We start from the raw sequence: 25,572 nt of genomic DNA on the forward strand, positions 1-25,572 counted from the left end.
CGCTTCATGACTCGCATTGCTCATTTGCAAGCCCCATTACCAATGGGGGCATCGAAGTTGTAAGGTCAAAGTTTCCAAGCTGACAACCGCCCTATGCTTGTCGCCGATCGCTTCAGCTATCTATAAATTTATCATATTTCCATAGCAGTGTGGTTGAGACGAGTTTCAATCTAGACGTCTCGCCATCAGCCGGACTGCCCAGATGCTCAAGCTCTTCGGGAGAAGGGGGAGCTAGTGCATCAGCGTGGGCAGTATATGGCGTGAGCCTGGCTACTAGCTCGGCTTCAGAAAAAGGAAGAGTGTGCTTATCCTTACGCTGTTCATGGGGTTGCGTCATGATGTCTAGCCTCTGTTGATGGTTCACACAAGATGAAGAGCGATGGATATCAGGCCCCTTTTTTTGGTGGCTTTTGGGACACAGCATCTGCATCTGTCTGTTCCCTGCCTACTTCGGGGATATTACGCCAAGTGGATATGTCATCTGATTCCTCAACATTTATATCGCACTGATCAAGCAGTAGCTCTAGTCGGTAAGGCCGATTCGTAGATGCTTTTGGGTGAGGTGTATGGTTGTCGGTTACGATCAGCGCCTCTTGAAGCCATGCATCGACTGCATCACAGACGGCATTATTTTCTTCTGGAGCTACGAGGATAACGCTATTTCCGGAACGGTGCAGAAAAAAGTCAACAGGTATATTGAGTGCGACCCCTCCCCTAAGATATGCCACTATCTCCCCACTCATAGCCGCCATATAAGCGTCATCGCTTTGTAAACACTCAAGTGCTTCACGGAACGTTTCCAGTGGCTGAGGAAACCGGTCACGTAGGTCGAAGGCTCGAAACGCGAAAATCTGTTGGCCTAATTCGTCCGGTGTTCTCATTGTTACCTCCGGTTAACATTCGGCACGAGTTTCAACGATGCTAGCACCCTAAATCATGTATAGACTGAAGGTTATTAGCACTGGGTTATAGTACATAAGCCGCCCAACACCAGCTAACCAATATCATATGTTACATGCCGTTGGCGCTGTGCAAGGGTGGTGCATTTCAGGAAGCCACGATGGAAATCGCTGAGAAGGACGGCACTGGTAGTAACGGAATTGTGGCTGAGATCTGCCTACCGCAGGATGTGTAAACCGATCCTGTCGCTTTCATCAGAACTGTCAGGGACGGTTTGCTTGGTCGCGTTATCAAGCAAGTGATCAGTACTCTTTCAACTGACCGAGGCCTATTCATTCGGCTCGTAGAGACAGACTCTGGCAATTTGCATCACTTCTACAAGCTAAAAGCCCTAGGAGGAACGCAGTGAGGCAGTGCTCGATATGAGGAACGCTGGTGTTGTGTGCTAGGTAAGGGGCGTGGCCGACATGTAAATCAATAAAGCGCACATAATGTCGTAAAGCAATTTTTCAGCTTAACTGGTTAGCTAAGAATCTAAAAATAGGCGATTGAAAGAAATTGGGTTGATATCATAAAGATCACCCTTGATAATTAGTAATTAAATTTAAAAGTGGAGTGAATTAAATGGCCTCAGTGCTAAACGATTACATCAAAAAAGAACAGATGCTTAAACAGTTGCAGGAGGAACTGCAAGCTCTGGAGAGCAATAGCGAGCTCAAGAAAGAACTTGAATTCAAAGAAAAATTACAAGCTTTGATGGCTGAGCACGGGAAAAAAGCACGTGATGTGTGTGAGATTCTTGAACCCTCATACCGTAATGCGCCAGCCAAAGGAGCCAGCAGCGGTACAAGTGGTCGTAAAAAGCGTGCGTTAAAGGTCTACAAAAATCCCCATACGGGCGAGGTGGTCGAAACACGAGGGGGAAACCACAAAGTTATTCAAGAATGGAAAGCGAAATATGGCAACGAGGAAGTGGTTAACTGGATCGTAGAAGAGCGCTCATAAGCCAATGTCGGCATACCGTGGGAGTGGCTATCAATGCGCATGCTGCTCCCTTCTAAATCCAGTGAATAGAACGCCGAGCCACGGTTAGGCCGATAGCACCCCTGAGCGGTCATTTGCTGATTTAGCTCTCGATGCAATTTCCTGGCAGGGTTTTTAATAGAAATGCTTGCATTGTCAAATAGGGCTCTTTAATTTGTTGAGAATCAATTGCTTATTAGAATCCTTGCAAATGCTGGTGATAATGGTCTTGCACTTGCGCATCTATCTGGTAAGGCTCATCGCGCAGGCGAGTTTTATTTCCATATCTTACAGGTGTAAGGTCAGGATGGTGGTTCCAGGAAAAACACATGCACACCAATAAGCTGTTATGACGGTGGTATCGTCAGCAACCAGGAGATGAAAATGCCAAAATTCATTATTAACCAGAATCAGCAGGCCAATGGGGATCATGAGGTTCATAATGCGACCACGGGTTGCTCATATATGCCGAATCCTGAGAATCAAATAGATCTGGGTTATCACGGTTCATGTCATGAGGCTGTTGCTGAGGCCAAGCGGCGCTGGCCGAACAATAGAATCAACGGTTGCTACTATTGCGCTAATGCATGTCATACAAGCTAGCACTCGCTATACAAAGCAATTAACGCCGGACGCTTGCCCCTTGCTCTGCTTTTTGTGGACATTTTAGCTCTTAAAAATAAATTGAGAAAGCCCATGAAAAATTCAAATTTGCTAAACGAAGAAAAGAAAGATTGTGTGCCTTATGGCAGTGATGTGTCTGCAGGAACATATCAATGTGCAGACTGCGGGCGCGAATATTCTAATCAATCGAAAACTTCACTACCACCATGCCCCGATTATTCAAGTAAGCCCCATCCTAAAAAATGTTGGAAGATATTGTCAGGACAAGGCGATGCGCCAGAAGATCCTTATCCAAATCAATAGTCCTGAAATCAACTAATAAGTGCAGCACCCGCGGTTTCTAGTGCTCCCAAGTATTCACCTAAGAACACCTGGGCTGGGGTTCGGTATCCCAGCCGTTTTTTGGTCTATCGTTTAGCTTATTGACTACCCTTCGTAGCTCTGTGTCAGACACACTTCTGAAATCAGTCCCTTTCGGGAAATATTGGCGAATCAGGCCATTAGTATTTTCATTGGTGCCACGCTGGCATGAGCGGTACGGCTCACAAAAATAGATCTTGGCCGAGACGGCCTTGGCAACCTGTCGATGTTCGGCGAATTCCGACCCGTTATCCAAGGTGATGGTCTGTGCTGCGCCTCGGCGTGGTTCTACTGCGTGCTGGGTGAACGGGGGGATCGACATGTTAATAAATAAGCGGGGGCCAATTTACGGTTAAACGCCTAAAACACGTTTGCGAAAGTCATCCATGGCGTGTGGCAATATTGCCTGCGACACTAAGCTATCGAGCATGCGAAGAAGGCCTTTATGACGACAGTGCCTATTTTTAAACACGGCAAGCAACAGGCGACCTGCTTACCTAGTGAAATGGCCTATGACGGTATTCGCGAACTCGAAATTTCGCAGATTAGGGACACCATTATGTTGCGTCCCGTCTGTCCGTCGTAGGCGTCATTTCCTGAGCTTTCCAAGGCTGACGCCGATTTTCTTCTAGATCGTCCCGAGGTGTTTGATGTTGAAACATTTAGCCCACGAAAGTAGCCGTCATGTCTAGTGAAATGCCCCCATAGGCAAGCGGGATTTCGCTGTATGGCGCGCTGACGTAAGCGTATGCTGGAAAAACCACGATCAAAATTTGGAAGGGATAGGAGGTAGACAAGGATGAAATTGACCGATATGAAACAGCGCAAGCTGAGGCTTCCTTTTTCTGAGTCCGACCTATTGCGAGGGCTCACGCCACACCGGGCACATGCTGACGAGCTGGCAACCCCATCCAGTAATGAGCTGAATCCGCAGTAACGTTTTGATGTGTGGCTATTTATAGAAACGTTGTGGATAGAGATTCGTGGCAGGGAAGTATGCGATTCCATAGTCGCCACCATGCTACGAAATTCTGCTGCCTAAAATCATAACGAGCAATGGCGGCTACTAACGATGTACTCGCCAATTATCACGAGAGACGATTCAAGAGCCAAGAGAGGGCGAGATCAGAAAGTGACGACTTGCCGTGATGCTCACGATGTTGGCTCCAAATCATGCACAGGGACACGATGGCTAAGCTCATCAGCATGGATGCCAGCATAAATTCATTCATAATCTACCTCGCGGCTTGGAATTGGCGGCTCGGAGCTTTTCAGTTTCTGTTATCGCTCACGCTAACGTTTCCTTTGGCATAGTAACGCTCGCAAGCTCTTGAGTCGGACGAAAACTGCCGCGAAGTAGGCCATAGGTATGCAAGCTTTGTAGTCACTGAGTATCGTTGATATCTGTCTTGCGCCCTAGGACTTTCTTCCCTTCATTGGCGTTGACAACACTTCAGACCCGCGTTCTTCCAAGAACTCGTAAACAAGAATACAGTACACGCCGGTAGATTCCATCGGGATGGTCATTATTCCCGCTTCCGATATCCACTCGGCTAACCAACGCAAATCGCTTGTGAATGTATCAAAACGTCGAACTGGTTGTCGGTTCCGGTCAGCTGGGATCGCCACAACATGGGAACGTGAACCAATGTCTATTGCTGTGGCATCAGGGTGGACGACTTGTCCCGTCCACGAGGAGAACGGAAGGATTGACGACCCATAATGGATCTCCTCAGCAACCGTTAAGTATGGAAGTGCTGGAAGAAAATTAGATGCCGCCAGGTCTTGTCGGCAAAGTCATGGGCCGCACAGGCCTTGCCGCACTCCGACCAGGAGTAAAGACTACCTCTCTCGGTTCTGCTCCAGCAGATTGAGCGATACAGGCAAGCCGTGATTGCTGTCGACGGTGACTTTGAATTTGCGTGCCGCCTTCGGCACCAGAGACTGGCGCTGCATAATAGCTCCAATCGTTTTAACGTCATAACGCTCGCCCTGAGATGCCAGTTCGGCCTGAACGCGACGAACACTATAGCGCTGCTCGCTGAGTTTTAGTTCAGTCGTTGCCGAGACTGAGCGGTAAGGCTGGGGTTGTGGTGCATCTGCTGCCCAGCGGTAAAACCCTCTTCGCGACACGCCGAGCACAATCGCCATCCGCAGGACCGCAAACCGGTGACTTTGCTTATGCATGAAGCGGTAACGCGCTATTTTTAGTCTTCGCGGAGTAGTTGGCCGCTTTTTTAAGATGGCTAGCTCCTCTGTCTGCTCCGGGAGCTGGCGTTTAAGTCGGGCGTTTTCAGTGGCCAACTCGGCTTCAATGCTTGAATAATGGGCTAGAAGTGTCCGGAGAACACAGGGCAGTCCAGTATAAGCCCCGGAGATGCCTACGAAACCCGGGGTGATTCACATAGCATTATTTGCTTGCACCTCTACGATGGCAGGGTCTACGGTTTTGAGAAGTGCTTCGCTCTGCAGTGTTAGCTCCATCAGCATTGAACGGCGGTTCTCTGTTCCCTAATATGTTGATTAGATTAGAGGCTCTATACGGGCGTTGCCCCGTTTAAGCGTGTTCTGCATCAGCTCATAATTAATGCTTGAGCGCTCTTTATCCGTTAGTTTCTCTGTATTACTTATAATATCAAGCAGTGACTTAATTCCCGCATCCTTGTCATCGGGCGAAGTAAATGCCTGCACGTAAGGCAATTGATCGGCGTCCCAGCCAAGCTTAATCGGCTCATCGATTATATTGACCTGAGTACCGGTGGGTATTTGATCAAATACGGCTTTAATATCGTCGGGGTGCATACGTATACAACCTCGACTGGCGCGCATACCAATGCCATCTGGTTGGTTAGTGCCGTGGATTAAATAGCCAGGAATATCCAATAGAATAGCGTGCTGACCGAGCGGATTATCGGGTCCTGGGGGAACGACGTCGGGCGGTGGGTCGCCGCGTTCAGCCGCTTCCTGACGAACGGATTCGGGAGGATACCAGGCGGGATCTTCAAGGCGCATGGTGGTTTTGGTAATCCCCAATGGTGTATCGAAGCCATCGCGGCCGATGCCAATGGGGTAGGTCTCAACGCGAGGTGCCTCTCCATCTTTCACCTCGGGGTAGTAGTAAAGTCGCAGTTCCGCGATATTGATGACCACCCCTGTACGCTCTACATCCGGCAGTATGTGCTGCGCCGGAATCTGAACCGGCGTTCCTTTACCGGGAACCCAAAGACTGGTGTCAGGATTAGCTCGCCGAATTTCCTCGTAGCCGACACCGTGTGCATGAGCAATATCAAGCAGGGTGTCCTCTTCGTCCTCTACGGTGGCGGTATAAGGCTCGCCCACGATGTTGCCGGTTTCAGGCAACAGGTAATGTCCTTGTGGCAGTGATGCCTCGCCAAATACCGAATATGAAATAAGCCACAGTGCAATGATGAGTGCATAGCGAAGCAGAGACTGGCGGCATGGCGGATTAACAAAGCAAGAGTTCATACGAAGCGCTACTCAATATACGACCAAAAACTCATTTGGCACGATGAACATTAACTGCACATGAAGCGTGGATAATGGTGGCTCTGAGCAATGAATTATGCCGCTTAGGCCATAGCTTGAACGGCTTCGTTCTTGCTGCTGAAAGACTGAGCCTGTCTCATATTGCCTTCATCTCAGCATGGCATACTGCTTATAAAGCCCTTTTGATGCCCTTGAGGAGGACGCATGCGGGTATTACTGGTTGAGGATGACGCGCCGGTAGCGGCTGGCGTCGAAGCAGGATTGGCACTGAGCGACTTTGTGGTTGATACCGTTAATTCACTGGGTGCTGCGAAGGGTGCATTGGCCACGATTAACTATGATGCTGTCATTCTCGACCGCCGTTTGCCCGATGGTGATGGGTTAACGTTGTTGCAGCAGTGGCGTCGTGCTCGTGTTGCGACACCCGTACTGATGCTGACGGCGCGAGACGCCGTGGCGAGCCGCGTCGAGGGCCTTCAGAGTGGCGCCGACGACTATTTGATCAAGCCGTTTGATCTTGACGAGTTAACCGCCAGACTTCAGTCGCTCTTGCGCCGGACGGCAGGGCAAGTGGACCACGCCATACGTCACGGTAGCCTGGCATTAGACCCCGTTACACGTAGCGTCACGCTTGAGGGTGAGCCAGTCGCTTTGTTGCGACGTGAGTTGATGCTGCTGGAAGCGCTGATTCGCGCTCGTGGGCGAATTCTGAGCGCCGATCAATTGAAGGACTGCCTTTACGGTATTGATGATGAGATCGAAAGCAATGCGCTTAATGTGCACATCTACCAACTGCGTCGCAAGCTGGGGCGCAACGTGATCGAAACCGTGCGAGGTGTGGGTTATCGACTTGGCAAATACAACAGTGATGCGACCTCATGAATCTGCGCTTACGTCTGGTTGCTACACTTGGAATTACGTTAACGCTGCTGTGGGGTATTACGGCAGCATGGTCAATGCGCGACCTGTCGACCCAGCTTGAGCATTCACTTGACCAGCGTCTGGCGCAATCGGCGCGAATGGTGGCTGGTTTGTTGGATCGCGTGCCTACAACGTCTTGGAACAGTGAAGAAGATGGAACGTCAGCTATTCCCTCACTCGATGGTCTTGCTTGTCGGGTATCGTCACTTCGTGGCCAAGTGGTGGCGGGTACGCACCCTGAGATGAACGATGTACTTGCTGTCGAGGCTGAGGGGTATCGTTATCGCGAGCACAACGGGCAGCGCTGGCGAGTTTACACGTTAGTTGATAACGACAAGCGTATTACGGTGGCAGATCGTCTGAAAGAGAGAGAAGCACTGCTGCAGCAGGTTCGCCGGGCCGCGCTTTACCCATTTCTACTGGCGCTGGTGGGCAGTCTTGTTGCGCTATGGTGGGGGGTAACACGAGGACTTTCGCCGCTTGCCAAGTTACAACAACGACTTATCCTGCGCGAACACAATGACCTTTCGGCACTACCTCTTCATGGGTTGCCTGGTGAAATCCGCCCGCTGATCGATAGTTTCAATACGCTACTGGCACGAACGCGTCGTATGCTCGAATTGGAGCAGCGCTTTACCGACGATGCCGCCCACGAACTTCGAACACCGTTAACTGCCATTCGCACACATCTGCAAATCGCGAGGCGTGTTGACGGTCACCAGCAGTACGAAGCGATGCAGCAAGCTGAAGCTGGGGTAGATCGACTAACGAAAACGCTTGGTCAGTTATTGTTGTTGGCGCGAATGGAAAGCGAAGAAATCATACGGGGCAGTCATTTCGATCTGACTTCTGTTGGAGAAGCGCTGGCGACAGCGATAGCAGAAACCGGTAGCCATGACCATTGCCAGTATGACAAAAACGTGTACTTGGTACGTGTTGCTCTACCGGAGGCGCTTTTGGTGACGGTTCTACGCAACTTGCTCGAAAATGCGATGCGTCACGGAGCGCCCGGCGCGCCGATAGAGATTGCCGTACAGGAATCAGAAGGAATGGCCTTCATCGATATCACCAGCCAAGGTAAAACGATTGCTACCGAACACCTCTCCCGCCTAACGGAGCGCTTTCATCGAGGAGATCATCCTCAAGGTAGTGGCTTGGGTCTTTCGATCGTCGAGGCGATTGTCACCCGGGCAGGAGGCCGGGTGACGTTCGCGTCTGGCAATGATGTTGGGCTAAAGGTGACGCTTCAATTGCCTTCGGGTTGAACCGTTTAGGTCAAGGTGTGTCACTCCCCATAATGGCTCGAAGCTTTTCTGGCGAGGGAGCACCCATCACACTGTGCACGTCACCGTTATCATCCTGATAAAAGGTCGCTGGCGTTGCGAAGAGTTGGCCATCGCGCATTAGCTGGGTGTTTTCACTAACCCACTGCTCGCTTTGGTCATCACCTTGATTTTCGGGCATGGCACCGTTGCGGTAATGCTCAGCCAGCGCTTCGCCAGGATTATCCGCATTGAGTATCGCGGCTGCCTTTTCAGGGCTGTCTGCTTTGAGAATACCTACCATCAAATGACGAATCTGAACTTCGCCACTTTCTACCCAGGGTTGGGCGTCTTCCCACAGTTGTCGGCAGTAAGGACAGTTGGGGTCACTAAATGTATATACGATGCGGGGTGCCTCTTTATCGCCATCGCGCACCCAGTGTTGATCAGCCATTTCTTGCCATAGCTCGGCGTTTCTTGGGCCGTTGACGAGCTGCTCTAGCCGCTCAGCTGATACGTCCTGACCCTCGGCATTAATCAGCGTACCTATTACAGCATGCTCGCCTCCTGAGGTGAGGTATGCTGCGACAGTCTGACCACGAGCACTACCGGCATACCCAGTAAGTCCGTCAGGTGCATCGAATTCACCATGAATCGTAAGGCCTTGCTGTTCGAGCTCTTGAATAGGGGCAGGCCACTCATCCGCAGTCGCATGCAGGCTTGTTGCCAGAGCGACGCTAGCCCCAAGAGTTAGTGTAAGGCGTAGCGTTGTCATACAGGGGTAGAAAGCGAACATGTGTGTCATCTCCGTAGTGAGTCAGTTAGGGGCTGAAACGCTCAAGGCTGCGGTTGAGGGTGGCGCGAGAGAGCTCACCAAAGTGAGTATCTATAAGCGTGCCATCGGCGTTGTAATAAAGCGTTGTGGGCATGGCCATAGCGCCCACTTCGTGGCCGAGCGCATTGTTCCGATCAAGGTAGACATTATCGAGCGCGAGTGACTCTTGCTGTAAAAAGGCGTTAACGGTGCTGAGGTTCTCGCCCTGATTGACGAACACGAACGTCACGTCGTCTCGCTCTTGTTGAGCCTGCTCAAATACAGGCATTTCGCGACGACACGGCGGGCACCAGCTGGCCCAAAGATTGACCACCATGGGGCGATCAGCTTCGCTTAGCATAGTGGGAAGTGTCACTTCGTCATTCTCAAGCGTGGTTAACGGCGTCGGAGGAATGCTAGCACCTTGAGATACCATGAGTGCCAGTGCCCCCGCCGTCAGCGACCAGGTCAGCGCCCCTGATATGACGGCTATCCCGAGCGGTCTACGCTCACGAGGTTGGCGCCATAGCCGCCAGACAAGATAAACCAAGGCGACGACAAGGCCCGCTAGCGGCTCGAAACCGCGATCGCGTATGTCGAGCCACGACCAGAACGTGTCGTAGCTTTCACCATATTGGACGATAAAAACGAGTCGCGCCCCGATTACACCGAAGAACACGGCATTGAAGATGCCATCGCCCACGCTGACATTTCGACGGCGGCCTATCAAACCTCCGACGATCAGTGCGACAACTATCGAAAGCAATAGCAAAAGTTGCCCCACGCTTAGGCCTAACGGGCCGATGGCGAGGCTGCGATCCAGGGGACTCATGAACCACCTCCAGTGGTACTACTGCCGGCTTGTTTGGCTTGATCGAAGCGCTCCAGAAATGTGTCAGCGTCCAGCTCGCCGATAATACGCGCGCTGCGTCGCTCCTGCCCGTCGGGGCCGAACCACATCAGCGTCGGCGGCCCAACGATGCCGAAGTGCTCCATGATCTCCTTGTCAGAGGTATCGTAGTCGGTCACATCGATACTTAACCGCTGTACATCCTGTAGCTCAGATTGAACGGTGGGGTCGGTAAAAACTTCCTGTTCGATTACTTCACAGGAGATGCACCAGTCGGCCGTAAATTCGATGAGTGTCATCTGGCCGCTAACCTCGGTCTGGGCAACACGGGCGTTAAGCGTGGCCAAATCGTCGACCTCATCGAAGGTAAGCGGTTGTTCGGCGTTTGATGACGATGCTTCAGTGGTTAAGCCATCGTTGGTGGATGTATAGACCGCTAGCGGGCGCCAGGGGTCAGAAGCGCCACCGGCAGCGCCGATTAACACTAGTGCACTCCATAATCCGATGATGACTGCGCTTGCTGTTGCTGTTTGAGAGGCCACCGTTGAGGCATTGCCTCCCAGTGCCATGGCCTTTAACGAAACGGCAAAACCCAGCCCCAGTGCGCCCCATAGCGCGAGGATAATGGCATCAGGTGCTACGCGATCCACAAACCAGATCGCCATCCCCAATAATACAAAGCCGAAAATCGCTCTGATGCGAACCATCCAAGCACCGGGCTTAGGCAGCAACTGGCTACCCACCGTGCCGATCAGGATCAGTGGTAGGCCCATTCCTAGGCCAAGCGATAACAGGGCTGCACCGCCCAGCCAGGGGTTACCACTATCAGCAATGAACAATAGCGCTCCCGCTAGCGGTGCGGTCATGCAGGGCCCTACCAGCAGTGCAGAGAGCACCCCCATGATGGCAACCCCTTTCAAGCGCCCGCCGCGTTGACGCGACATGCCGGCATCAAGGCGCTGGCGAAGCGCGCTCGGTAGCTCTAATTCGAACAAGCCGAACATGGCCAGGGCGAGAACGACAAACAGTAGTGAGAACAGGCCGATAAACCAGGTGCTCTGAAACAGCATCTGTAGATTGGCACCTGCCATGGCAGCGGCCACGCCGAGTAGCGCATAGGTGGCCGCCATGGGCAGGACAAAGGCAGTAGACATCACGAAACCTGCCGTCCGGTGGTTCTCGCCTACCTTTCGTCCTCCCGCGATCAGGCTGGACAGAATCGGTATCATCGGCAATACACAGGGCGTGAATGTCAGTAACAGCCCCATGCCGAAAAACGCCGCCAGCGTCCAGAGCCCGTTACCTCCCTCCAGTTGCGCTGCCAGCTGCTGGTCTTCTGCCATCGTATTTTTTAGGTCGGAAGTGGAGCTTTCTTCAGATCCGGGGGCATGCGTGGCAATGGAGGGCTCGTGCGTTTCAGATATGTCCTGGCCAGCAGGTGCTAAATCAAAGGTCTTTTCTTGAGGTGGATAGCACAGGCCCGCATCGGCGCAGCCCTGCCAACGAAGGGTGATTGTGTCGGCGTTACCAGGCTGAGTGGTCATACTCAATGAGTGACGGTAAATCTCAGAGCGGCCAAAATATTCATCCTCAATTACTTCTCCGTCAGGCATATTCAGCGATAGCTCACGTCCTTCGGCTTCGGCGGAAAAAGCATGGCGGTAAAGGTAGTAGTCGGGTTCGATTTGCCAATCGATCTTCAGCGATTCGCCATCATGACCAAGTGTTGGCTTGAAGACTTGCTCTGGAGGAAGAACGCTCTCTTGCTGGCCAAAAAAAGATTGTGCGGTGGCAACTGTGGTAACGCTCAGCAACCCCACTAATAACACCCATTGCACTAGCTTAAAGCACACGACCTCGTGTATCGGCCTGTTCATCGCTCGCATTTCCAGCACTCCTGATTCGATGCTGGTTAGCGTGGCTGATGGGGATTAACTGAACATGAAGCTTTTTCTGCTTAGTGGCTTGGCTGGCGATTTCAAGCTACAGAGGTTGGTTATGCTAACCCAAACGCTATGCAGTTTTGGTGGGGATCGCGCGTGCCAAGAACCAACCCATCACCATGGTCACAAGCATGGCGAACAGCGGTGCAGAAATCCCGATGATGGAGGCGAAGGCTGGGCCGGGGCAATAGCCAGAAAGCCCCCACCCGATGCCAAACAGTGAGGCTCCGCTGATTAAGCGAATATCCAGGTCTTGTCGAGTGGGCAGCTGAAAACGCTCACCAAAGAAGGGGTGCGGGCGACGCAGCACCAACCTATAACCAATAAAATTCGTGACCACAGCGCCACCGAGCACGAACATCAGGGTCGGATCCCAGGCACCGGCGATATCCAGGAAGCCGAGCACCCGTGCCGGATCCGTCATGCCGGAGATGGTCAGTCCAAGGCCAAAGATCAGGCCCGCGATGTATCCCATCAACGTTTTCATACGTTGCCTCCCATGACATGACGAACCACAAAGACGGTAATAATCGCAGCGATTAAAAAGGTAACGGTGGCGACTAGGGAGCGCACCGATAACCTTGCGAGACCGCAAACACCGTGCCCGCTAGTGCAGCCGCTTCCTAGGCCTGTTCCAAACCCCACTAACAAACCGGCTACTAACATCAGCGGCACGCCCCCAGTTGGCTGACCGATGACCTCGCCGGGGGCACCGGCTACGTTGCCGAGCCCGCCAATGAAAAGTGCTAGTACGGGGCCGCTTACCAGCCCTAGAACGAAGGCCAAGCGCCAGGCACTATCTCCCTTCGGCCGTTCGGTAATGAGGGTGCCGATAATGCCGCTGATGCCAGCGATACGGCCCAGAGAGGCCATTAACCAAGTCGCTGAGAGACCAATCAGGACACCGCCGATCAGTCCCTGAAAGCTTGCTGTAAAATCCACGACATACTTCCTCTAATGTTAAGTGATTGGTCATACGCTAGTTCATTTGACAGTGTCAATATCGATAAGCGTGTGGATATAACTTAATCTCCCTCTTCATATCGACATGGTCGTCAATGAAAAGACTGTCTTGGTTACTGCTGGCTAGTGCCCAGCCTAGCACCGCTAGAGACTAAAGCCGGTGAAGAGAGTACGTCGCTTTGATTGTGCAAAACGCGCCAAGCATCATAGGTGGTGAAAAACACTTGCCCGGTCAACTCGTGATAAAACGACGTGTGTTTTAGATGATCCATCACCGGCCCCTTTACTTCAGCTAAATGGAGTGTCGCGCCCGCGTCTTTTAATCGTCCGTTGATGGCTTCCAGGCTTTCCAGCGCTGAAGCATCAATCACGTTCACTGCTTGGCAGGTCAGTACAATATGTTGCAGCGACAATGAACGTGCAGCTAGTTCCATAACAGTGTCTTCCAAGTAACGTGCATTGGCGAAATAAAGGCTTTCATCTATTCGCAGAATGGCGAGCCGCTCGTCGACTTCTACGTTATGCCGCTTCACATTACGAAAGTGCTCGGTGCCAGGCACTCGCCCTACTACCGCGCTGTGGGGCTGACTGGTGCGATAAAGATGCAGGCCCAATGACAGCAATACGCCACTTATAATGCCGATTTCAATGCTGTGCAGCAGGGTAAGTAGAAGCGTGGCTACCATCGCAATGCCATCGCTGCGGGAGTACAGCCAAGTGCGTTTCACTGCAGGAAGATCAATTAATGTACCGACCGCGACAATGATAGTGGCGGCCAGAGTTGCGGTAGGCAAAAATGCCAGCAGGTCGGTCAACAGCAGTGTTGAGAGAACGATTCCCAACGCGGTAAATGCGCCCGCTAGCGGTGTCGCAGCGCCTGCTTCAAAATTAACTACCGAACGAGAAAACCCACCCGAGACAGGTGAGCCCCCGCTTACTCCCGCGCCCACGTTGGCCATCCCCAAGGCAATCAGCTCTTGATTGGGGTCAATACGTTGGCGACGCTTAGCGGCGAGCGTTTGGGCTACGGAAATCGACTCCACAAACCCTACCAAGCTGATCAAGAGCGCGGCGGGGAGCAAACCCAGCCACAATGATTGATCCAGGCTTGGAAACGCAATCGCGGGCATACCGCTGGGCACAAAGCCGACTAAATTCACGCCTTGCTGCTCCAGGTTAAAAAGCCAAGCCAATAGTGTGGTGACAATGACCGCTGAAATTGGCGCTGCTTTGACCAGGTGTGCTGCAATTCCAGCGGAAACACCGGCATTGCTAAGCCACTGTTTCAGCCACTTTCGGCACACCAACAAATACCCCCACACGCCTAAGCCAATAAACAATGTAATGGTGTTCACTTGCTGCCACTGGTTAAAAAGTGCCCCCAACACATCAATAACGTTATGTCCGGAAGCCTCAACACCTAAAATATGTTTGAACTGGCTCACAGCAATCAAAATGCCCGAGGCAGTTACAAAACCCGAGATCACAGGATGACTTAAAAAGTTGGCCAAAAAGCCTAGCCGTAAAACGCCCATGGCGATGAGGATAAGCCCCGAGAGCGCGGCTAGCACTAATGCAGCCCCCACGTACTCGGGGCTTCCTTGGGTAGCAAAACTACTTAATGCTGAGGCCGTCATCAGTGCCGCAACAGCCACCGGCCCAACGGCTAACGTCGCGCTGGTGCCAAAAATGGCGTAAAGCACTAGCGGCAACATGCTGGCGTAAAGCCCCATTTCTGGCGGCAACCCAGACAATAAGGCATAGGCTAACGCCTGAGGCACCAGCATCAGCGTTACGATCACTGACGCCAGAGCATCCTGTGAGAGCAATGTTCGGTTGTAGGACCGCAGCCAGCCAATGAGTGGCACCCAACGTTCTAGCATCATAATTAGCTAAGCCACTCTTTGCCTCGTAACATTAACCGCCAATAAATCCATGGCAGCGCCTTGGCTTTTAGCTGCCAGGCAGCGTGAGTGGGGCGAGTGCCGTCGTTGACCCATTTAGGAAACGTTGGCTGTAATTGACCGTTATAGCCAAACTCCGCCAGCACAATTTTGCCTCTTTCCACAGTGAGTGGGCATGAGCCATAGCCGTAATACGCCGCGCTAAGCGGTTTATCGTGGAGTGAGGCCAACACATTTTGAGCAACGACTGGGGCTTGCTTGCGCACCGCGGCTGCCGTTTTGGCATTGGTAGTGCCGCTAGCATCACCCAGCCCAAAAATATTGGGGTAACGTTCGTGTTGCAGCGTACTCGCATTCAGGTCGAGCCAACCGCCCGCATTAGCGAGGCCAGATTCAGCAATTAAAACCGGGGCTTTTTGAGGAGGTACTACGTGGAGCATATCGAACGGCCGCTCAACTGTTTGCGAGCCGTTTTCACCTGCGACTTCAAATTGCGCTACTTTTGCAGCACCGTCTACCGCGGTTAAGCGGTGTTTATAAGCCGTTTCAATGCCGTAATGCTCGATATACTTCTGAAGGGCAGGAACGTAATCCTTCACACCGAAAAGTACCTCACCGGCGTTGCAGAACGTGGGTTCAATCTGCCCAAGGTTACCTTGTTTACGCCAGTGGTCGCAGGCCAGATACATGGCTTTCTGAGGGGCGCCGGCACACTTGATAGGCATCGGCGGTTGGGTGAACAGCGCCTTACCCTGCTTAAGCGACTTCACCAATGACCACGTATAAGGTGCAAGATCATAGCGGTAGTTTGACGTTACACCGTTGTGACCAAGCGTCTCTTCAAGCCCGCTGATAGCACTCCAATCAACCACAAGCCCTGGTGCGACAATCAGGCGTCGATAGCCCAGGGTGTGGCCGGTTGCCAGCACGACACTCTCGGCATCAGGATTGATACTTTCAGCGGTGGTTTGATGCCAAGTGGCTTTTTCAGGCATCACGTCTGCCATCGGCTTGCGAGTCGATTCCTGAGTAAAAATGCCGCCACCCACCATGGTCCAGCCTGGTTGATAAAAGTGGCTTTCCGCGGGCTCGATAATGGCGATGGTTAAATCTGGCTGGCGGTTGAGCAAGCTAGCAGCGACCGAAATGCCGCCCGCACCACCACCAATAATGACTACGTCGTAGGTTGCCGTTTGTTGAGAGTTCATAAGGGCTCCAGCATGTTTTTTATTGTGATTCATTGGCTTTTTGGGTAAATCATCCACGTTGCTAATCATTTCCTTCGGTCCTGCTTAGCAACCGTTTATGGGGTCTGTCCCTCCAGGGCCTGGCGATGATCCTCAAGATCAAAGCCAGCCTCCTTTGCAGCTGTCAACAAGGTTGCCAACTCACACTGGTCCGATTGCCGTCGAGCATAGGCCCATAAGTGAGTGGCACGCTTGCCTGTGCGGCAGAAAGCCAGAATAGGACGGGGAAGCTGTGCTAACGAGTCGGCGAATGCCTGAATATCTTCCTGACTGTATTCGCCCGGCTTGACGGGGATATGTACCCAGGCAAGGCCAAGCTGCTTGGCCTTATGGCGGTAGCTCGCCTCGTCGGGGAAGTCATAACTTTCTCCCGCCACGCGGTTACATATCACCGCGTTAAAACCGCGCGCTTTTACCTCGTCCAATTCATCGAGTGTTAGCGCTGAGGTTATCTCAACGCCTTGTTCTAACGGCTGAGTTTGCAAGGTTGCACCTCATCTCGTGTGGGGTAGCTGAACTCAATCCCAGGCAGCGCCTTCTAAGGCGTCCAGAGGAATTTTCAGATAGCGTTTACCATTGGCCTCGGGTTCTGGCAGGCGTCCGCCACGCGTGTTGACTTGCAGTGCATGCAAAATCAGCTTGGGCATGGGCAGTTCGCTATCTCGCTGGTGGCGCAGCGCGATGTAGTCCTGCTCGTTTTTGCCCGCCAGGTGAGGGTTGTTGGCACGTTGCTCGGCAACGCTGCTTTGCCAGTTCGGCTCGCGGCCATTCGGCATATAGTCGTGGCCGGTGAATAGCCGTGTATTGTCGGGTAGAGCGAGGATTTGCTGGATAGAGTCCCACAGCGCTTTGGCACTGCCCCCCGGGAAATCCGCCCGCGCGGTGCCGAAATCCGGTTGGAACAGAGTGTCGTGAACAAACGCCGTATCGCCGATGAGATAGGTGATTGAGGCCAGCGTATGGCCGGGTGAATGCAGCACGCCGACTTTTAGCTCACCAATATGGAAGGTATCGCCTTCCGTAAACAGGGTGTCCCATTGACGGCCGTCGGTGGGCATTTCTGGCCAGTGGTAAATCTCTTTCCACAACGCCTGTACTTGAGTGACGTATTGGCCAATAGCCGTTGGTGCACCGGTTTGCTCTTTTAGGTACTGCGCGGCGGAGAAATGATCCGCATGAGGGTGGGTGTCAAGAATCCACTCAACCGTCAGGGCTTGCTTGGCGACGTATTCCAGCAGGGCGTCAGCGTTGAACGTTGCCGTCGCGCCGGATTTCTCGTCGAAATCCAGCACTGGGTCGATAATCGCACACTGCTTGGTAGCGGGGTCGCTGACCACGTACTGCACGCTAAACGTCCGTGGATCAAAAAAACCGGCGACGTCGGGCGTGCCTTCTCCACTACTGCGGGAAAGGGCAAAGGTCTGCATGCGTAATCTCCTCCAAACGTGTTTTCGATCGCTAGCGCTATACGAATTTTTAAAATAATAATTGTTATAAAGATAGCTGATTTTGGAATATAAGCAACAGTCGACCAAAAAAATGCCGCCACCTTGGAAACAGGTGGCGGCTATACTTCCGCAATCGTCGGGGCTCTCGCTGACATCCTTCCAGGTGAAGTGGCTAACCTCGGGCTCGGCCTGGTGGGGCACGCGAGTATGCGGCTGCTGGTGCTTGTCGGCATCATCTTCGCAGCTGTACTTGCTATCGTGTTGCTGATTCGCTTGATGCTGAATAGGTTCGGGGCGGCGTTTGCGGCTCATTAGGCGGTTGCATAAAAGCGGTGCGGGCTGAGCTAGCACTCTGGCATTATCGCTTATCGAGCCCTCGTACGATCTACGACCTATTATCCTGGTCGGTATGTAGCTGACCTTCGTCGCCCCTGCTCTGGTGACTCTGGCCCAAGAGGTGGCCGAGCGGGGCGGGCTGGCTACAGTTGATTGGTCGATCAGTTTGGCGCTTAGCTAACTTCGTACCGAACCGAGTTATCAAGTCGTCCCCCTTTCCCACCGGTTTTGGTGACGCCAAAATCATTATCGCATCTACTGTCGAGGTAGCCTCTTGGCTGCTGCTTAGGCGGTGGCATCTGGCCCTTGGGTTTGTGGTGAGCATCGCCATTGCCTCCGGCATCGCCACGCTGCTCAAGGTCGCAATGTCGATACCGCGCCCGCTTGCGCTTTACGAGGGTGCCCAGGTTTTCGGTTTCCCGAGCGGCCACGCCACCGGTGCCGCGACGCTGATGGGTGGCCCGCCAACAACCGTATCGTCCGTGTGGTTATGATGTGGCTCCGCTTACCCGTTCACGCGGTGACGAAGCACCCGGTGAAAAGCGATAGCCAAGCAGGCGCATGGCGTTTAGCGTGACCAGCACGGTGGCACCAGTGTCGGCCATCACGGCGATCCACATACCGGTGATGCCCAGCGCCGTGGTGACCAGAAAGATGGCTTTAAAGCCCAGCGCCAGCGCGACGTTGGTTTTGACGTTGCGCATGGTCGCCCTGGAAAGATCAATCAGCTCAGCAATGCCGGTCACGCGATTTTTGAGCAGCGCTGCGTCTGCTGTTTCCAGCGCGACATCGGTGCCGCTGCCCATGGCGATGCCGACGTCCGCCGCTGCTAGCGCCGGGGCGTCGTTGATGCCGTCACCCACTTTGCCCACGGGGCCGCGCCCTTGGGCCTGCCAATCGCGTACATAGTTTGCCTTGTCTTCGGGCATCAGCTCGCCGTGTGCCTCAATGCCCAGCCCCGCGCCAATCGCCGACACCGTGCGGGCGTTGTCGCCGCTGAGCATCACAGCTTCCACTTTCAGGCGCGATAAGGCGGCAAGCCCCTCAAGCGCGTCTTCGCGGGGTTCGTCACGGACGGCAATCAGCCCCAACGGGCGGTTGTCCTCGGTCAGTATGGCCAGGCTTTTGCCAGCGTCTTCAAGCGTGGCGATGCGCGCCGCTAGCGCGTCGTCCAGGGGGAACTGCTCGGCCAGATGACGCGGGGTGATCAGGCTTAACGCGCGCCCTTCTACCACCCCGGTAACGCCGCGCCCGGCGAGCGCCCGGCTTTGGCTAGCCGCGGCAATCGTCACACCCTGCTGCTTGGCGTGCGCCATAATGGCCATGGCAATGGGGTGGCTGGCGTCGCGTTCCAGGGCGGCGGCGAGCCTTAAGATCTCGTGGTGTTGCCCTTCATGGCGCCAGTCTTCTACGTCGGTCACCTGGGGGCTACCGGCGGTGAGGGTGCCGGTTTTGTCCAGCGCCACCATCCGCAGCTTGCCAAGCTGCTCAAGCACTGCGCCGCCCTTGATCAAAAGCCCTTGGCGAGCGCCAGAAGAAAGCCCGGCGGCAATGGCGGCCGGGGTCGAAATCACCAGCGCGCAGGGGCAGGCGACCAACAGCAGGGCCAGCGCCCGGTAAACCGACTCCGACCACGCCATGGTGGAAGTCAACGGCGGTACGATGGCTACCAACAGGGCGACCCCTATCACCGCGGGCATGTAGTAGCGCGCAAACTGATCGATAAAGCGTGCCACCGGTGCTTTGGCCGCCTGGGCCTCTTCCACCAAGCGAATAACCCGTGCGATGGTATTGTTCTCGGCGCTACGCGTTACCTCGACTTCCAGCGCGGCATCCAGGTTGACCGTGCCAGCGAACACGTCGTCGCCGAGGGCGCGCAGGCGGGGCACGGATTCGCCGTTCACCGGCGACTCGTCAATATCGGACTCGCCTGCGAGGATACGGCCATCGCAGGGCACCCGGTCGCCGGGCCGCACCAGCACGCGCTGCCCCGGTTGTAGCGTAGCGGCGGATACCTCGTGCAGCTCGTTGCCCTCCATCAGCCGGGCGGAAGACGGGGTCAGCTTGGCAAGCGCCGAAATGCTGCGCCGCGCCCTGGACGCGGCAACCCCTTCGAGCAATTCGCCCACCGCAAACAAGAACACCACCAACGCCGCTTCGGCGGCGGCGTCAATCGCCAAGGCCCCAAGTGCTGCGATGCTCATCAGCATTTCGATGGTGAAAGGGTTACGTACCTTGAGCGCACCCCAGGCAGCCTGCAAAATTGGTACCAGGCCAAACAGGGTTGCGGCGACAAATGGCCAGTTGCCCAGTGCGGGCCATACCAGCCGAAGGCCAAAGGCGGCGACCAATAACCCCCCTGACACCATCACCAGCCGGCCTTTGGTGGTCTGCCACCACGCGGAGGGCGAGGCGTCAGGCTGGGTCTCATCGGCAAGCTGGTAGCCCAAGTCATTGAGTGACTTGGCGATGGTGTCGCGGGAAGCCGTGTTGCCGGGGCCAAGCTGGAGATTGACGGTGCCGGTCACTGAGCTTGCGGTTACCTCGCCAACCCCCGGCAAGCGGCCTAGCGCGGATTCCACCTTGCGCTCGCAGCCACCACAGTCCATGCCCTCCACCCGCAGGGTAAGAGCCGTTGGGGGCGCTTGGTGTGTCGAGGTATCCATGGTGCATCTCCTGCCAATGGGTTACTTTTAACAAGCGTAAACCCTGTAGCCACTATAGGTTCAAGTCATTGGGGGAGATACCTGAAGATGTCAGAGATGCAATCGACCGTCAGCATCGGCGAGCTGGCGCGTAGAGCCAGCTGCAAACCCGAAACCGTGCGCTATTACGAACGTATCGGCCTGCTGCGTGAGGCAGCGCGAACGGAAGGCGGCCAGCGCCGCTACGGCGCGGCAGCGGTCAGGCGGCTGACGTTTATTCGCCATGCGCGCGACTTTGGCTTTTCCGTGGAGGCCGTACGCGAGCTGCTGGCGATGTCCGACCGGCCCGATATGCCGTGCGATGAAGTCGATACGCTGGCCAAGCATCATTTAGAGGAAGTGGAATCACGGCTGCAGCGGCTGTCTGCGCTGCGCGACGAACTCAAGCGCATGGTCAGCCAGTGCGCTGGGGGTAAAGTGCAAAGCTGCCGGATCATTGAGGTGCTAGGCGACCATCAGCTATGCATCAGTGATCAGGCGCACCAAGGCGCGCACGACCTGGGGTAGGGGTTCTCGACCTGAGATAGAGGCGCGCAACGCTGTTTTAAGGCCGCAAAGACGACGCGGCAGGCTGTGTCCTTTCAGGGTCATGAGATGGCCAAGTAATCACGGCGGCCACGCATGCTAATAACGCTACGCTACCCAAAACAGCAAAGGTATAGGCGACACCGATAGTGGCGCCCAGCCAGCCCGCGAGCGGGTAGGTTACAAGCCAGCAGGCATGCGATAACGAGAACTGAGCAGCAAATAACGCCGGACGCTCCTCGGCCAGGCATGACTGTTTCAGCAAATGCCCTGAGGGGGTCAGGATCAGCGCCGCGCCAGCGCCGAGCATCGCCCACAGGCCAAGTAGCTCCAGGTAGGCCGGGGTCAGTAAGCCTAAGTAAAGCCCCAGCGTGAGTAACCCGCCCCCTACCAACATTGTGGCGCGTATGGTCACACGCCCCAGGATTTTGGGTAGCAGCAGTGCCACCAACATGGAGCCTGCGCCTGCCGCCGCGAAGGCAATGGCAACGTCGCGTTCACCCAGCCCAAGCGACGAGCGCACGTATACCACAGTGTTAACGATTTGCATGGCACCAGCAGCAGAAACCGCCAGACTTAATGCTAAAAGCCCTCTCAAACGTGGCGTTTGAAGGTAAACGCGTAGGCCATAAGTGATACGCTTCCAGACTGTGGGAGCATCCGCCTTAAGACAAGCGGCGGGCAATGCCACCGAGGCCACCAGTGCCGCTGAGCCAACAAACGCCAGTGCATTAAGCACAAACAGCACATTAAAACTGAGCAATGTGAGTAACGCGGCGGCAACTACGGGGCTTAGCAGATTCTCTAAATCGTATGCCAAACGAGACAGCGATAGCGCCTGGGTGTAGTCGGCTTCTTTTTTCAAGATATCTGGAATGGTGGCTTGGAACACCGGCGTGAAGCCAGCAGAACAGGCATTGAGTAAAAAAATCAGCAGGTAGATGTGCTCTATGCGGCTAACAAAGGGAAGTGCGCACACTACGGTGCCGCGTATCAGGTCCAGGCTGATCAGCAGAGCGCGGCGCGGCAGCCGCGCCGCATAAGCACCCACCAAGGGCGCAATGATGACATAGGCCACCATTTTGATCGCCAGCGCCGTTCCCAGTACAACCCCAGCTTGGCCAGCGGCAAGTTCGTGCGCCAGCAGGGCGAGAGCCACCGTGGTCAGCCCTGTGCCGATAAGAGCGATAACCTGGGCCATGAAGAGATGTCGGTAAACCCGATGACCAAGCACTTGAAACATGAGGCCTCCATAAGCAAAACAGGCGAAGCGACCCTATGAGGGAGCTACCCAAACTAGAGATAGCGTGCAATCGCTTTAAAGTCTTTGACGTATTCGCGCTGTAACGCCGTCAACGGGCCGATGGCCGCCTCCATGCAGTGGTCGATATGGTCCTGGACCAAGGTTTTTTTGGCTTGCTGAATGGCTTTTTCTACGGCGTGGAGCTGCTGGGCGATCTCTAGGCAGGGCCGCTCGTCTTCTATCATGTTGGTCACGCTTTGCAGGTGGCCGCGTGCCCGGTTAAGCCGCTTGATAATCTCTGGGTGTGTCTGGTGCGTATGCGATGTCATGCTGTGTCCCCTTTTTTTATGTTCCCATCCCCCTGGAGGGGATGTTAGGCTATTCAGCCAGCTTTTACTACCATTGATGAGCCACTCTTGATGCTTGCGCACGGCACGTTACGTCAACGCCTGGGATACGCGATATTACTGCTGATAGTGATGCAGGGACTGCTCGCGTCTGGCATTGGCGAAACGCTGGCCCATGGCACGCAAGGCTCCGCCGTGGCTGCGCATGTGCATGAACACAGCGACTCAGGCGGCCATATCACCCCCTCTTACAATGTTGAGGAGCGAGCTGGTGAATTCAGCTCGCCCCACCATGAAAGTGGCAGCCACTTTCATGAATCGGCGGATCGGCTGGCAACGGAACTGCTACACGAACCGATCCTCATCGACTCCCTGCGCGTCGGCTACCCGGATGGTGTGCCGTTACGCCGCGTCTTTCGCCTTGAGCGACCTCCACGTCCGGCTTAGTGCGGTACCACCAAGGCTGCCTGCTGGCAGCCTAGACCCATTAACACGTTTGGAGGTTTTATGTTGCCATCTCAACAAGGTGGGCGGCTTGGCGTGGGCTTTACGCTGCGCCGAAGCTACCTGCTATTGCTTTCGCTTATGGTGTTGTTACTGACCGCCAGTGGCGATGCCTGGGCTCATGCCGTCGCTGAAGGCGATAAAGGCTATATCCAGGAGATTTACGGCGTGCATTTGATGTCGTTTATCTACCTGGGCGCCAAGCACATGGTCACGGGCTACGACCATATTCTGTTTCTGCTAGGGGTGATTTTCTTTCTCTACCGGATGCAGCACATTGCCATCTACGTCAGCCTGTTTGCCATTGGCCACTCCACGACCATGCTGCTGGGGGTGTACTTCGATATCGGCATCAACAGCTATGTGATTGATGCGATTATCGGCCTTTCTGTCGTCTACAAAGCCCTGGATAACCTCGGTGCTTTTCAGCGCTGGTTTGGCGTTCAGCCCAATACCAAAGCCGCGACGCTGATATTTGGCTTGTTTCATGGCTTTGGGCTGTCGACCAAAATCATCGAATACGAGATTTCCTCAAACGGTTTGTTGGCCAACTTGCTGGCGTTCAACCTGGGCGTGGAGATCGGCCAACTGCTGGCGTTGGGTGCCATCCTTATCGTGATGGGCTTTTGGCGGCGCACCGGCGGGTTTTTGCGCCATGCCTACACGGCCAACGTGGCGATGATGTGTGCGGGTTTTATGTTGGTCGGCTATCAGCTTACCGGTCTGTTTGTTTCTTAAGTGACGGAGTGTTTTATGTATAACACGGATCTTCCTACCCGAGCGGAGCTGCCATCCACGGCAAAACTGCTGCGCTCTACGCTGCTGGCCGCCATCATCGCCAGCGTTTTGTTGGTCACCGTGGTGTTGCCAGCCGAGTACGCCATTGACCCCACCGGCGCGGGCCGCGTGCTCGGCCTTACCCAAATGGGCGAGATTAAAACCCAACTGGCCGATGAGGCCGCCGAAGACCGCGCCAATACCGCAGCGGCTGACACGCAAGCGCCGGAGCCTTCGGCCGTGCCTGATATAACGATTGTGCGCGAAAGCGCCGAGCCCGCGACCGAGCGTGAGGTGGACGCCGAGGCGGCGGAGCAAAGCCAGGCCGAAAGCCAGCCTGATAACCAGGCGTCGTCCGAAACTTGGCGCGATGAAGAGCGTTTCACGCTGGCACCGGGCGAGGGCGTTGAGTACAAGCTGACCATGGACGAAGGCGCGGTGGCGACGTTTGATTGGGTCTCTGAAGGCGGGCCGATCAATTTTGATACCCACGGCGACGGCGGTGGCAATTCGGTGAGCTACGAGCAAGGGCGCGGGGTGCCCGAAGATGATGGCGAGCTGGAAGCGCAGTTCACCGGCAACCATGGTTGGTTTTTCCGCAACCGCAACGACGCGGAGGTAACGGTGACACTGCGCACCGGGGGAGATTACGGTGAGCTTAAGCTAATGCCCTAAAAGCGTTATGTATTACAACACTCCAACTGGGTCATAAAGCAGTTGGAGTGTTGGCAAAGATTTCTCAAAAATTGCGCTAGTTTTAGAGTCATGCTCACAAAAAAGCGGTGTGCTCGGCCAACACGCCCAAGCCAATACCGATCAGCATCATCCCACCGATCAGCTCTGCCCAGTGGCTGATGTATTTACCCAACTGGTGACCTAATAAGGTACCAATGGAGGCCATGAGTGTAGTGGCTAGCCCAATAGCTAGGCTGGTAGCAATAATGTTGGCATCAAGAAAGGCAAGGCTCGCGCCTACAGCCATCGCATCAATACTTGTGGCGACAGCCGTTAACACCATAACCATAGCGTTTGCTGTTTTTGGGCAGCTTTTGCGTCTTTGCTCAGGCCTGAATACACCATATGCAGGCCGATCACCAGCAAGATGGTAAACGCAACCCAGTGGTCCCAGGCTTCGACCAAGCGTTGCGATGCCACCCCGGCTATCCAGCCCAGCAGCGGTGTGATGGTCTCTATCGTACCAAAAATCAGCCCGATACTGATGGCGTGACGAAACGAGGGTTTGTTTAGATCCGCGCCTTTACTAATGGAGGCAGCAAAGGCATCAGCCGACATAGAAAAAGCCAAAATCAGCATGGTGGTAAATGTCATGGGATGAAGTCTCTTGCGGAACCCAAGCGCGTTAGCCCAG

The 25,572-nt window shown here is 54.5% G+C and carries 25 protein-coding genes and 2 pseudogenes; 9 read left to right on the plus strand and 18 right to left on the minus strand.

The features are described from left to right. Window positions 1–386: 386 nt before the first annotated feature. Entirely contained in the window at window positions 387–881 is a 495-nt protein-coding gene (locus tag GYM47_RS18275; RefSeq protein WP_194928591.1) for a hypothetical protein, read from the minus strand. Between the two features lie 643 nt (window positions 882–1,524). Here GYM47_RS18275 and GYM47_RS02035 point away from each other — a divergent pair. Then, complete coding sequence (locus GYM47_RS02035; protein ID WP_153844045.1) at window positions 1,525–1,905, plus strand: histone-like nucleoid-structuring protein, MvaT/MvaU family; 381 nt, start codon at window positions 1,525–1,527, stop codon at window positions 1,903–1,905. Between the two features lie 714 nt (window positions 1,906–2,619). Next, window positions 2,620–2,850 carry a hypothetical protein gene (locus GYM47_RS02045; RefSeq protein ID WP_153844046.1) on the plus strand — a complete coding sequence of 77 codons (231 nt, stop codon included), beginning with the start codon at window positions 2,620–2,622 and terminating at the stop codon, window positions 2,848–2,850. Between the two features lie 8 nt (window positions 2,851–2,858). On the opposite strand, the pseudogene GYM47_RS02050 reads toward GYM47_RS02045, so the two are convergent. From GYM47_RS02050 to GYM47_RS02065, 4 genes and pseudogenes are all read right to left on the minus strand, one after another. Then, window positions 2,859–3,199 (minus strand): annotated as a pseudogene (locus GYM47_RS02050) (IS30 family transposase); the annotation flags it as partial. A 796-nt stretch (window positions 3,200–3,995) separates the two neighbouring features. After that, window positions 3,996–4,139 (minus strand): hypothetical protein, encoded by a 144-nt coding sequence (locus tag GYM47_RS02055; protein ID WP_153844047.1) that lies wholly within the window; start codon window positions 4,137–4,139, stop codon window positions 3,996–3,998. Between the two features lie 610 nt (window positions 4,140–4,749). Further along, window positions 4,750–5,211 carry a hypothetical protein gene (locus tag GYM47_RS02060; RefSeq protein ID WP_153844048.1) on the minus strand — a complete coding sequence of 154 codons (462 nt, stop codon included), beginning with the start codon at window positions 5,209–5,211 and terminating at the stop codon, window positions 4,750–4,752. A 219-nt stretch (window positions 5,212–5,430) separates the two neighbouring features. Then, window positions 5,431–6,393: a L,D-transpeptidase family protein gene (locus GYM47_RS02065; protein WP_153844049.1), complete on the minus strand. Its 963-nt coding sequence runs from the start codon at window positions 6,391–6,393 to the stop codon at window positions 5,431–5,433. A gap of 225 nt (window positions 6,394–6,618) precedes the next feature. Here GYM47_RS02065 and GYM47_RS02070 point away from each other — a divergent pair, with 225 nt between their 5' ends. Beyond that, a complete protein-coding gene (locus tag GYM47_RS02070; RefSeq protein WP_153844050.1) occupies window positions 6,619–7,296 on the plus strand; it encodes a response regulator in 678 nt (225 codons plus the stop codon). After that, on the plus strand, window positions 7,293–8,600 hold the full coding sequence (locus tag GYM47_RS02075; protein ID WP_153844051.1) for an ATP-binding protein: 1,308 nt from the start codon (window positions 7,293–7,295) through the stop codon (window positions 8,598–8,600). Before GYM47_RS02070 ends, GYM47_RS02075 begins: the two co-directional genes overlap by 4 nt. 10 nt (window positions 8,601–8,610) lie before the next feature. Here the strand turns inward: GYM47_RS02075 and dsbG are convergent, their stop codons facing one another. From dsbG to GYM47_RS02120, 9 genes are all read right to left on the minus strand, one after another. Continuing rightward, window positions 8,611–9,393 (minus strand): thiol:disulfide interchange protein DsbG, encoded by a 783-nt coding sequence (gene dsbG / locus GYM47_RS02080; RefSeq protein WP_231125669.1) that lies wholly within the window; start codon window positions 9,391–9,393, stop codon window positions 8,611–8,613. A gap of 25 nt (window positions 9,394–9,418) precedes the next feature. Further along, window positions 9,419–10,243 (minus strand): TlpA disulfide reductase family protein, encoded by an 825-nt coding sequence (locus tag GYM47_RS02085; protein WP_153844052.1) that lies wholly within the window; start codon window positions 10,241–10,243, stop codon window positions 9,419–9,421. Next, window positions 10,240–12,081, minus strand: a complete 1,842-nt coding sequence (gene dsbD / locus GYM47_RS02090; RefSeq protein ID WP_231125670.1) for a protein-disulfide reductase DsbD — start codon at window positions 12,079–12,081, stop codon at window positions 10,240–10,242. The genes GYM47_RS02085 and dsbD overlap by 4 nt, the downstream gene beginning before the upstream one ends. A gap of 193 nt (window positions 12,082–12,274) precedes the next feature. Further along, window positions 12,275–12,691, minus strand: a complete 417-nt coding sequence (locus tag GYM47_RS02095) for a DUF6691 family protein (protein ID WP_153844053.1) — start codon at window positions 12,689–12,691, stop codon at window positions 12,275–12,277. Further along, window positions 12,688–13,146, minus strand: a complete 459-nt coding sequence (locus tag GYM47_RS02100; RefSeq protein WP_153844054.1) for a YeeE/YedE family protein — start codon at window positions 13,144–13,146, stop codon at window positions 12,688–12,690. Before GYM47_RS02100 ends, GYM47_RS02095 begins: the two co-directional genes overlap by 4 nt. 134 nt (window positions 13,147–13,280) lie before the next feature. Further along, entirely contained in the window at window positions 13,281–15,053 is a 1,773-nt protein-coding gene (locus tag GYM47_RS02105; protein ID WP_153844055.1) for a SulP family inorganic anion transporter, read from the minus strand. A gap of 2 nt (window positions 15,054–15,055) precedes the next feature. Then, complete coding sequence (locus tag GYM47_RS02110; protein ID WP_231125671.1) at window positions 15,056–16,336, minus strand: NAD(P)/FAD-dependent oxidoreductase; 1,281 nt, start codon at window positions 16,334–16,336, stop codon at window positions 15,056–15,058. Window positions 16,337–16,374: 38 nt separating this feature from the next. Then, window positions 16,375–16,803 carry a protein tyrosine phosphatase family protein gene (locus GYM47_RS02115; RefSeq protein ID WP_153844056.1) on the minus strand — a complete coding sequence of 143 codons (429 nt, stop codon included), beginning with the start codon at window positions 16,801–16,803 and terminating at the stop codon, window positions 16,375–16,377. A 33-nt stretch (window positions 16,804–16,836) separates the two neighbouring features. After that, window positions 16,837–17,745 (minus strand): MBL fold metallo-hydrolase, encoded by a 909-nt coding sequence (locus GYM47_RS02120; protein WP_153844057.1) that lies wholly within the window; start codon window positions 17,743–17,745, stop codon window positions 16,837–16,839. A gap of 506 nt (window positions 17,746–18,251) precedes the next feature. Between GYM47_RS02120 and GYM47_RS02125 the strand changes: the two genes are divergently transcribed. Further along, complete coding sequence (locus tag GYM47_RS02125) at window positions 18,252–18,596, plus strand: phosphatase PAP2 family protein (protein ID WP_153844058.1); 345 nt, start codon at window positions 18,252–18,254, stop codon at window positions 18,594–18,596. Here GYM47_RS02125 and GYM47_RS02130 read toward each other — a convergent pair. After that, window positions 18,591–20,768, minus strand: a complete 2,178-nt coding sequence (locus GYM47_RS02130; RefSeq protein WP_153844059.1) for a heavy metal translocating P-type ATPase — start codon at window positions 20,766–20,768, stop codon at window positions 18,591–18,593. The genes GYM47_RS02125 and GYM47_RS02130 overlap by 6 nt on opposite strands. Before the next feature lie 87 nt (window positions 20,769–20,855). Between GYM47_RS02130 and GYM47_RS02135 the strand changes: the two genes are divergently transcribed. Continuing rightward, complete coding sequence (locus GYM47_RS02135) at window positions 20,856–21,314, plus strand: MerR family transcriptional regulator (RefSeq protein WP_153844060.1); 459 nt, start codon at window positions 20,856–20,858, stop codon at window positions 21,312–21,314. A 37-nt stretch (window positions 21,315–21,351) separates the two neighbouring features. On the opposite strand, the gene GYM47_RS02140 is transcribed toward GYM47_RS02135, so the two are convergent. Then, window positions 21,352–22,575, minus strand: a complete 1,224-nt coding sequence (locus GYM47_RS02140; RefSeq protein WP_153844061.1) for an MFS transporter — start codon at window positions 22,573–22,575, stop codon at window positions 21,352–21,354. Window positions 22,576–22,628: 53 nt separating this feature from the next. Then, complete coding sequence (locus tag GYM47_RS02145; protein ID WP_153844062.1) at window positions 22,629–22,904, minus strand: metal-sensing transcriptional repressor; 276 nt, start codon at window positions 22,902–22,904, stop codon at window positions 22,629–22,631. 87 nt (window positions 22,905–22,991) lie between these two features. Here GYM47_RS02145 and GYM47_RS02150 point away from each other — a divergent pair, with 87 nt between their 5' ends. Genes GYM47_RS02150 through GYM47_RS02160 form a run of 3 tightly spaced genes read left to right on the plus strand, consistent with a single transcriptional unit; the run spans window position 22,992 to window position 24,878 of the window. Then, the gene (locus tag GYM47_RS02150) at window positions 22,992–23,369 is read left to right on the plus strand and encodes a hypothetical protein (protein WP_153844063.1); all 378 of its coding nucleotides are present in this window, start codon (window positions 22,992–22,994) and stop codon (window positions 23,367–23,369) included. Window positions 23,370–23,429: 60 nt separating this feature from the next. Then, on the plus strand, window positions 23,430–24,164 hold the full coding sequence (locus GYM47_RS02155) for a HupE/UreJ family protein (RefSeq protein ID WP_153844064.1): 735 nt from the start codon (window positions 23,430–23,432) through the stop codon (window positions 24,162–24,164). A gap of 15 nt (window positions 24,165–24,179) precedes the next feature. Further along, on the plus strand, window positions 24,180–24,878 hold the full coding sequence (locus GYM47_RS02160) for a hypothetical protein (RefSeq protein WP_153844065.1): 699 nt from the start codon (window positions 24,180–24,182) through the stop codon (window positions 24,876–24,878). A gap of 94 nt (window positions 24,879–24,972) precedes the next feature. Here GYM47_RS02160 and GYM47_RS02165 read toward each other — a convergent pair. Beyond that, window positions 24,973–25,532 (minus strand): annotated as a pseudogene (locus GYM47_RS02165) (manganese efflux pump MntP). Window positions 25,533–25,572: the final 40 nt, after the last annotated feature.

Origin of the sequence: Vreelandella piezotolerans (assembly GCF_012427705.1) — a bacterium.
Taxonomy (GTDB): domain Bacteria; phylum Pseudomonadota; class Gammaproteobacteria; order Pseudomonadales; family Halomonadaceae; genus Vreelandella; species Vreelandella piezotolerans.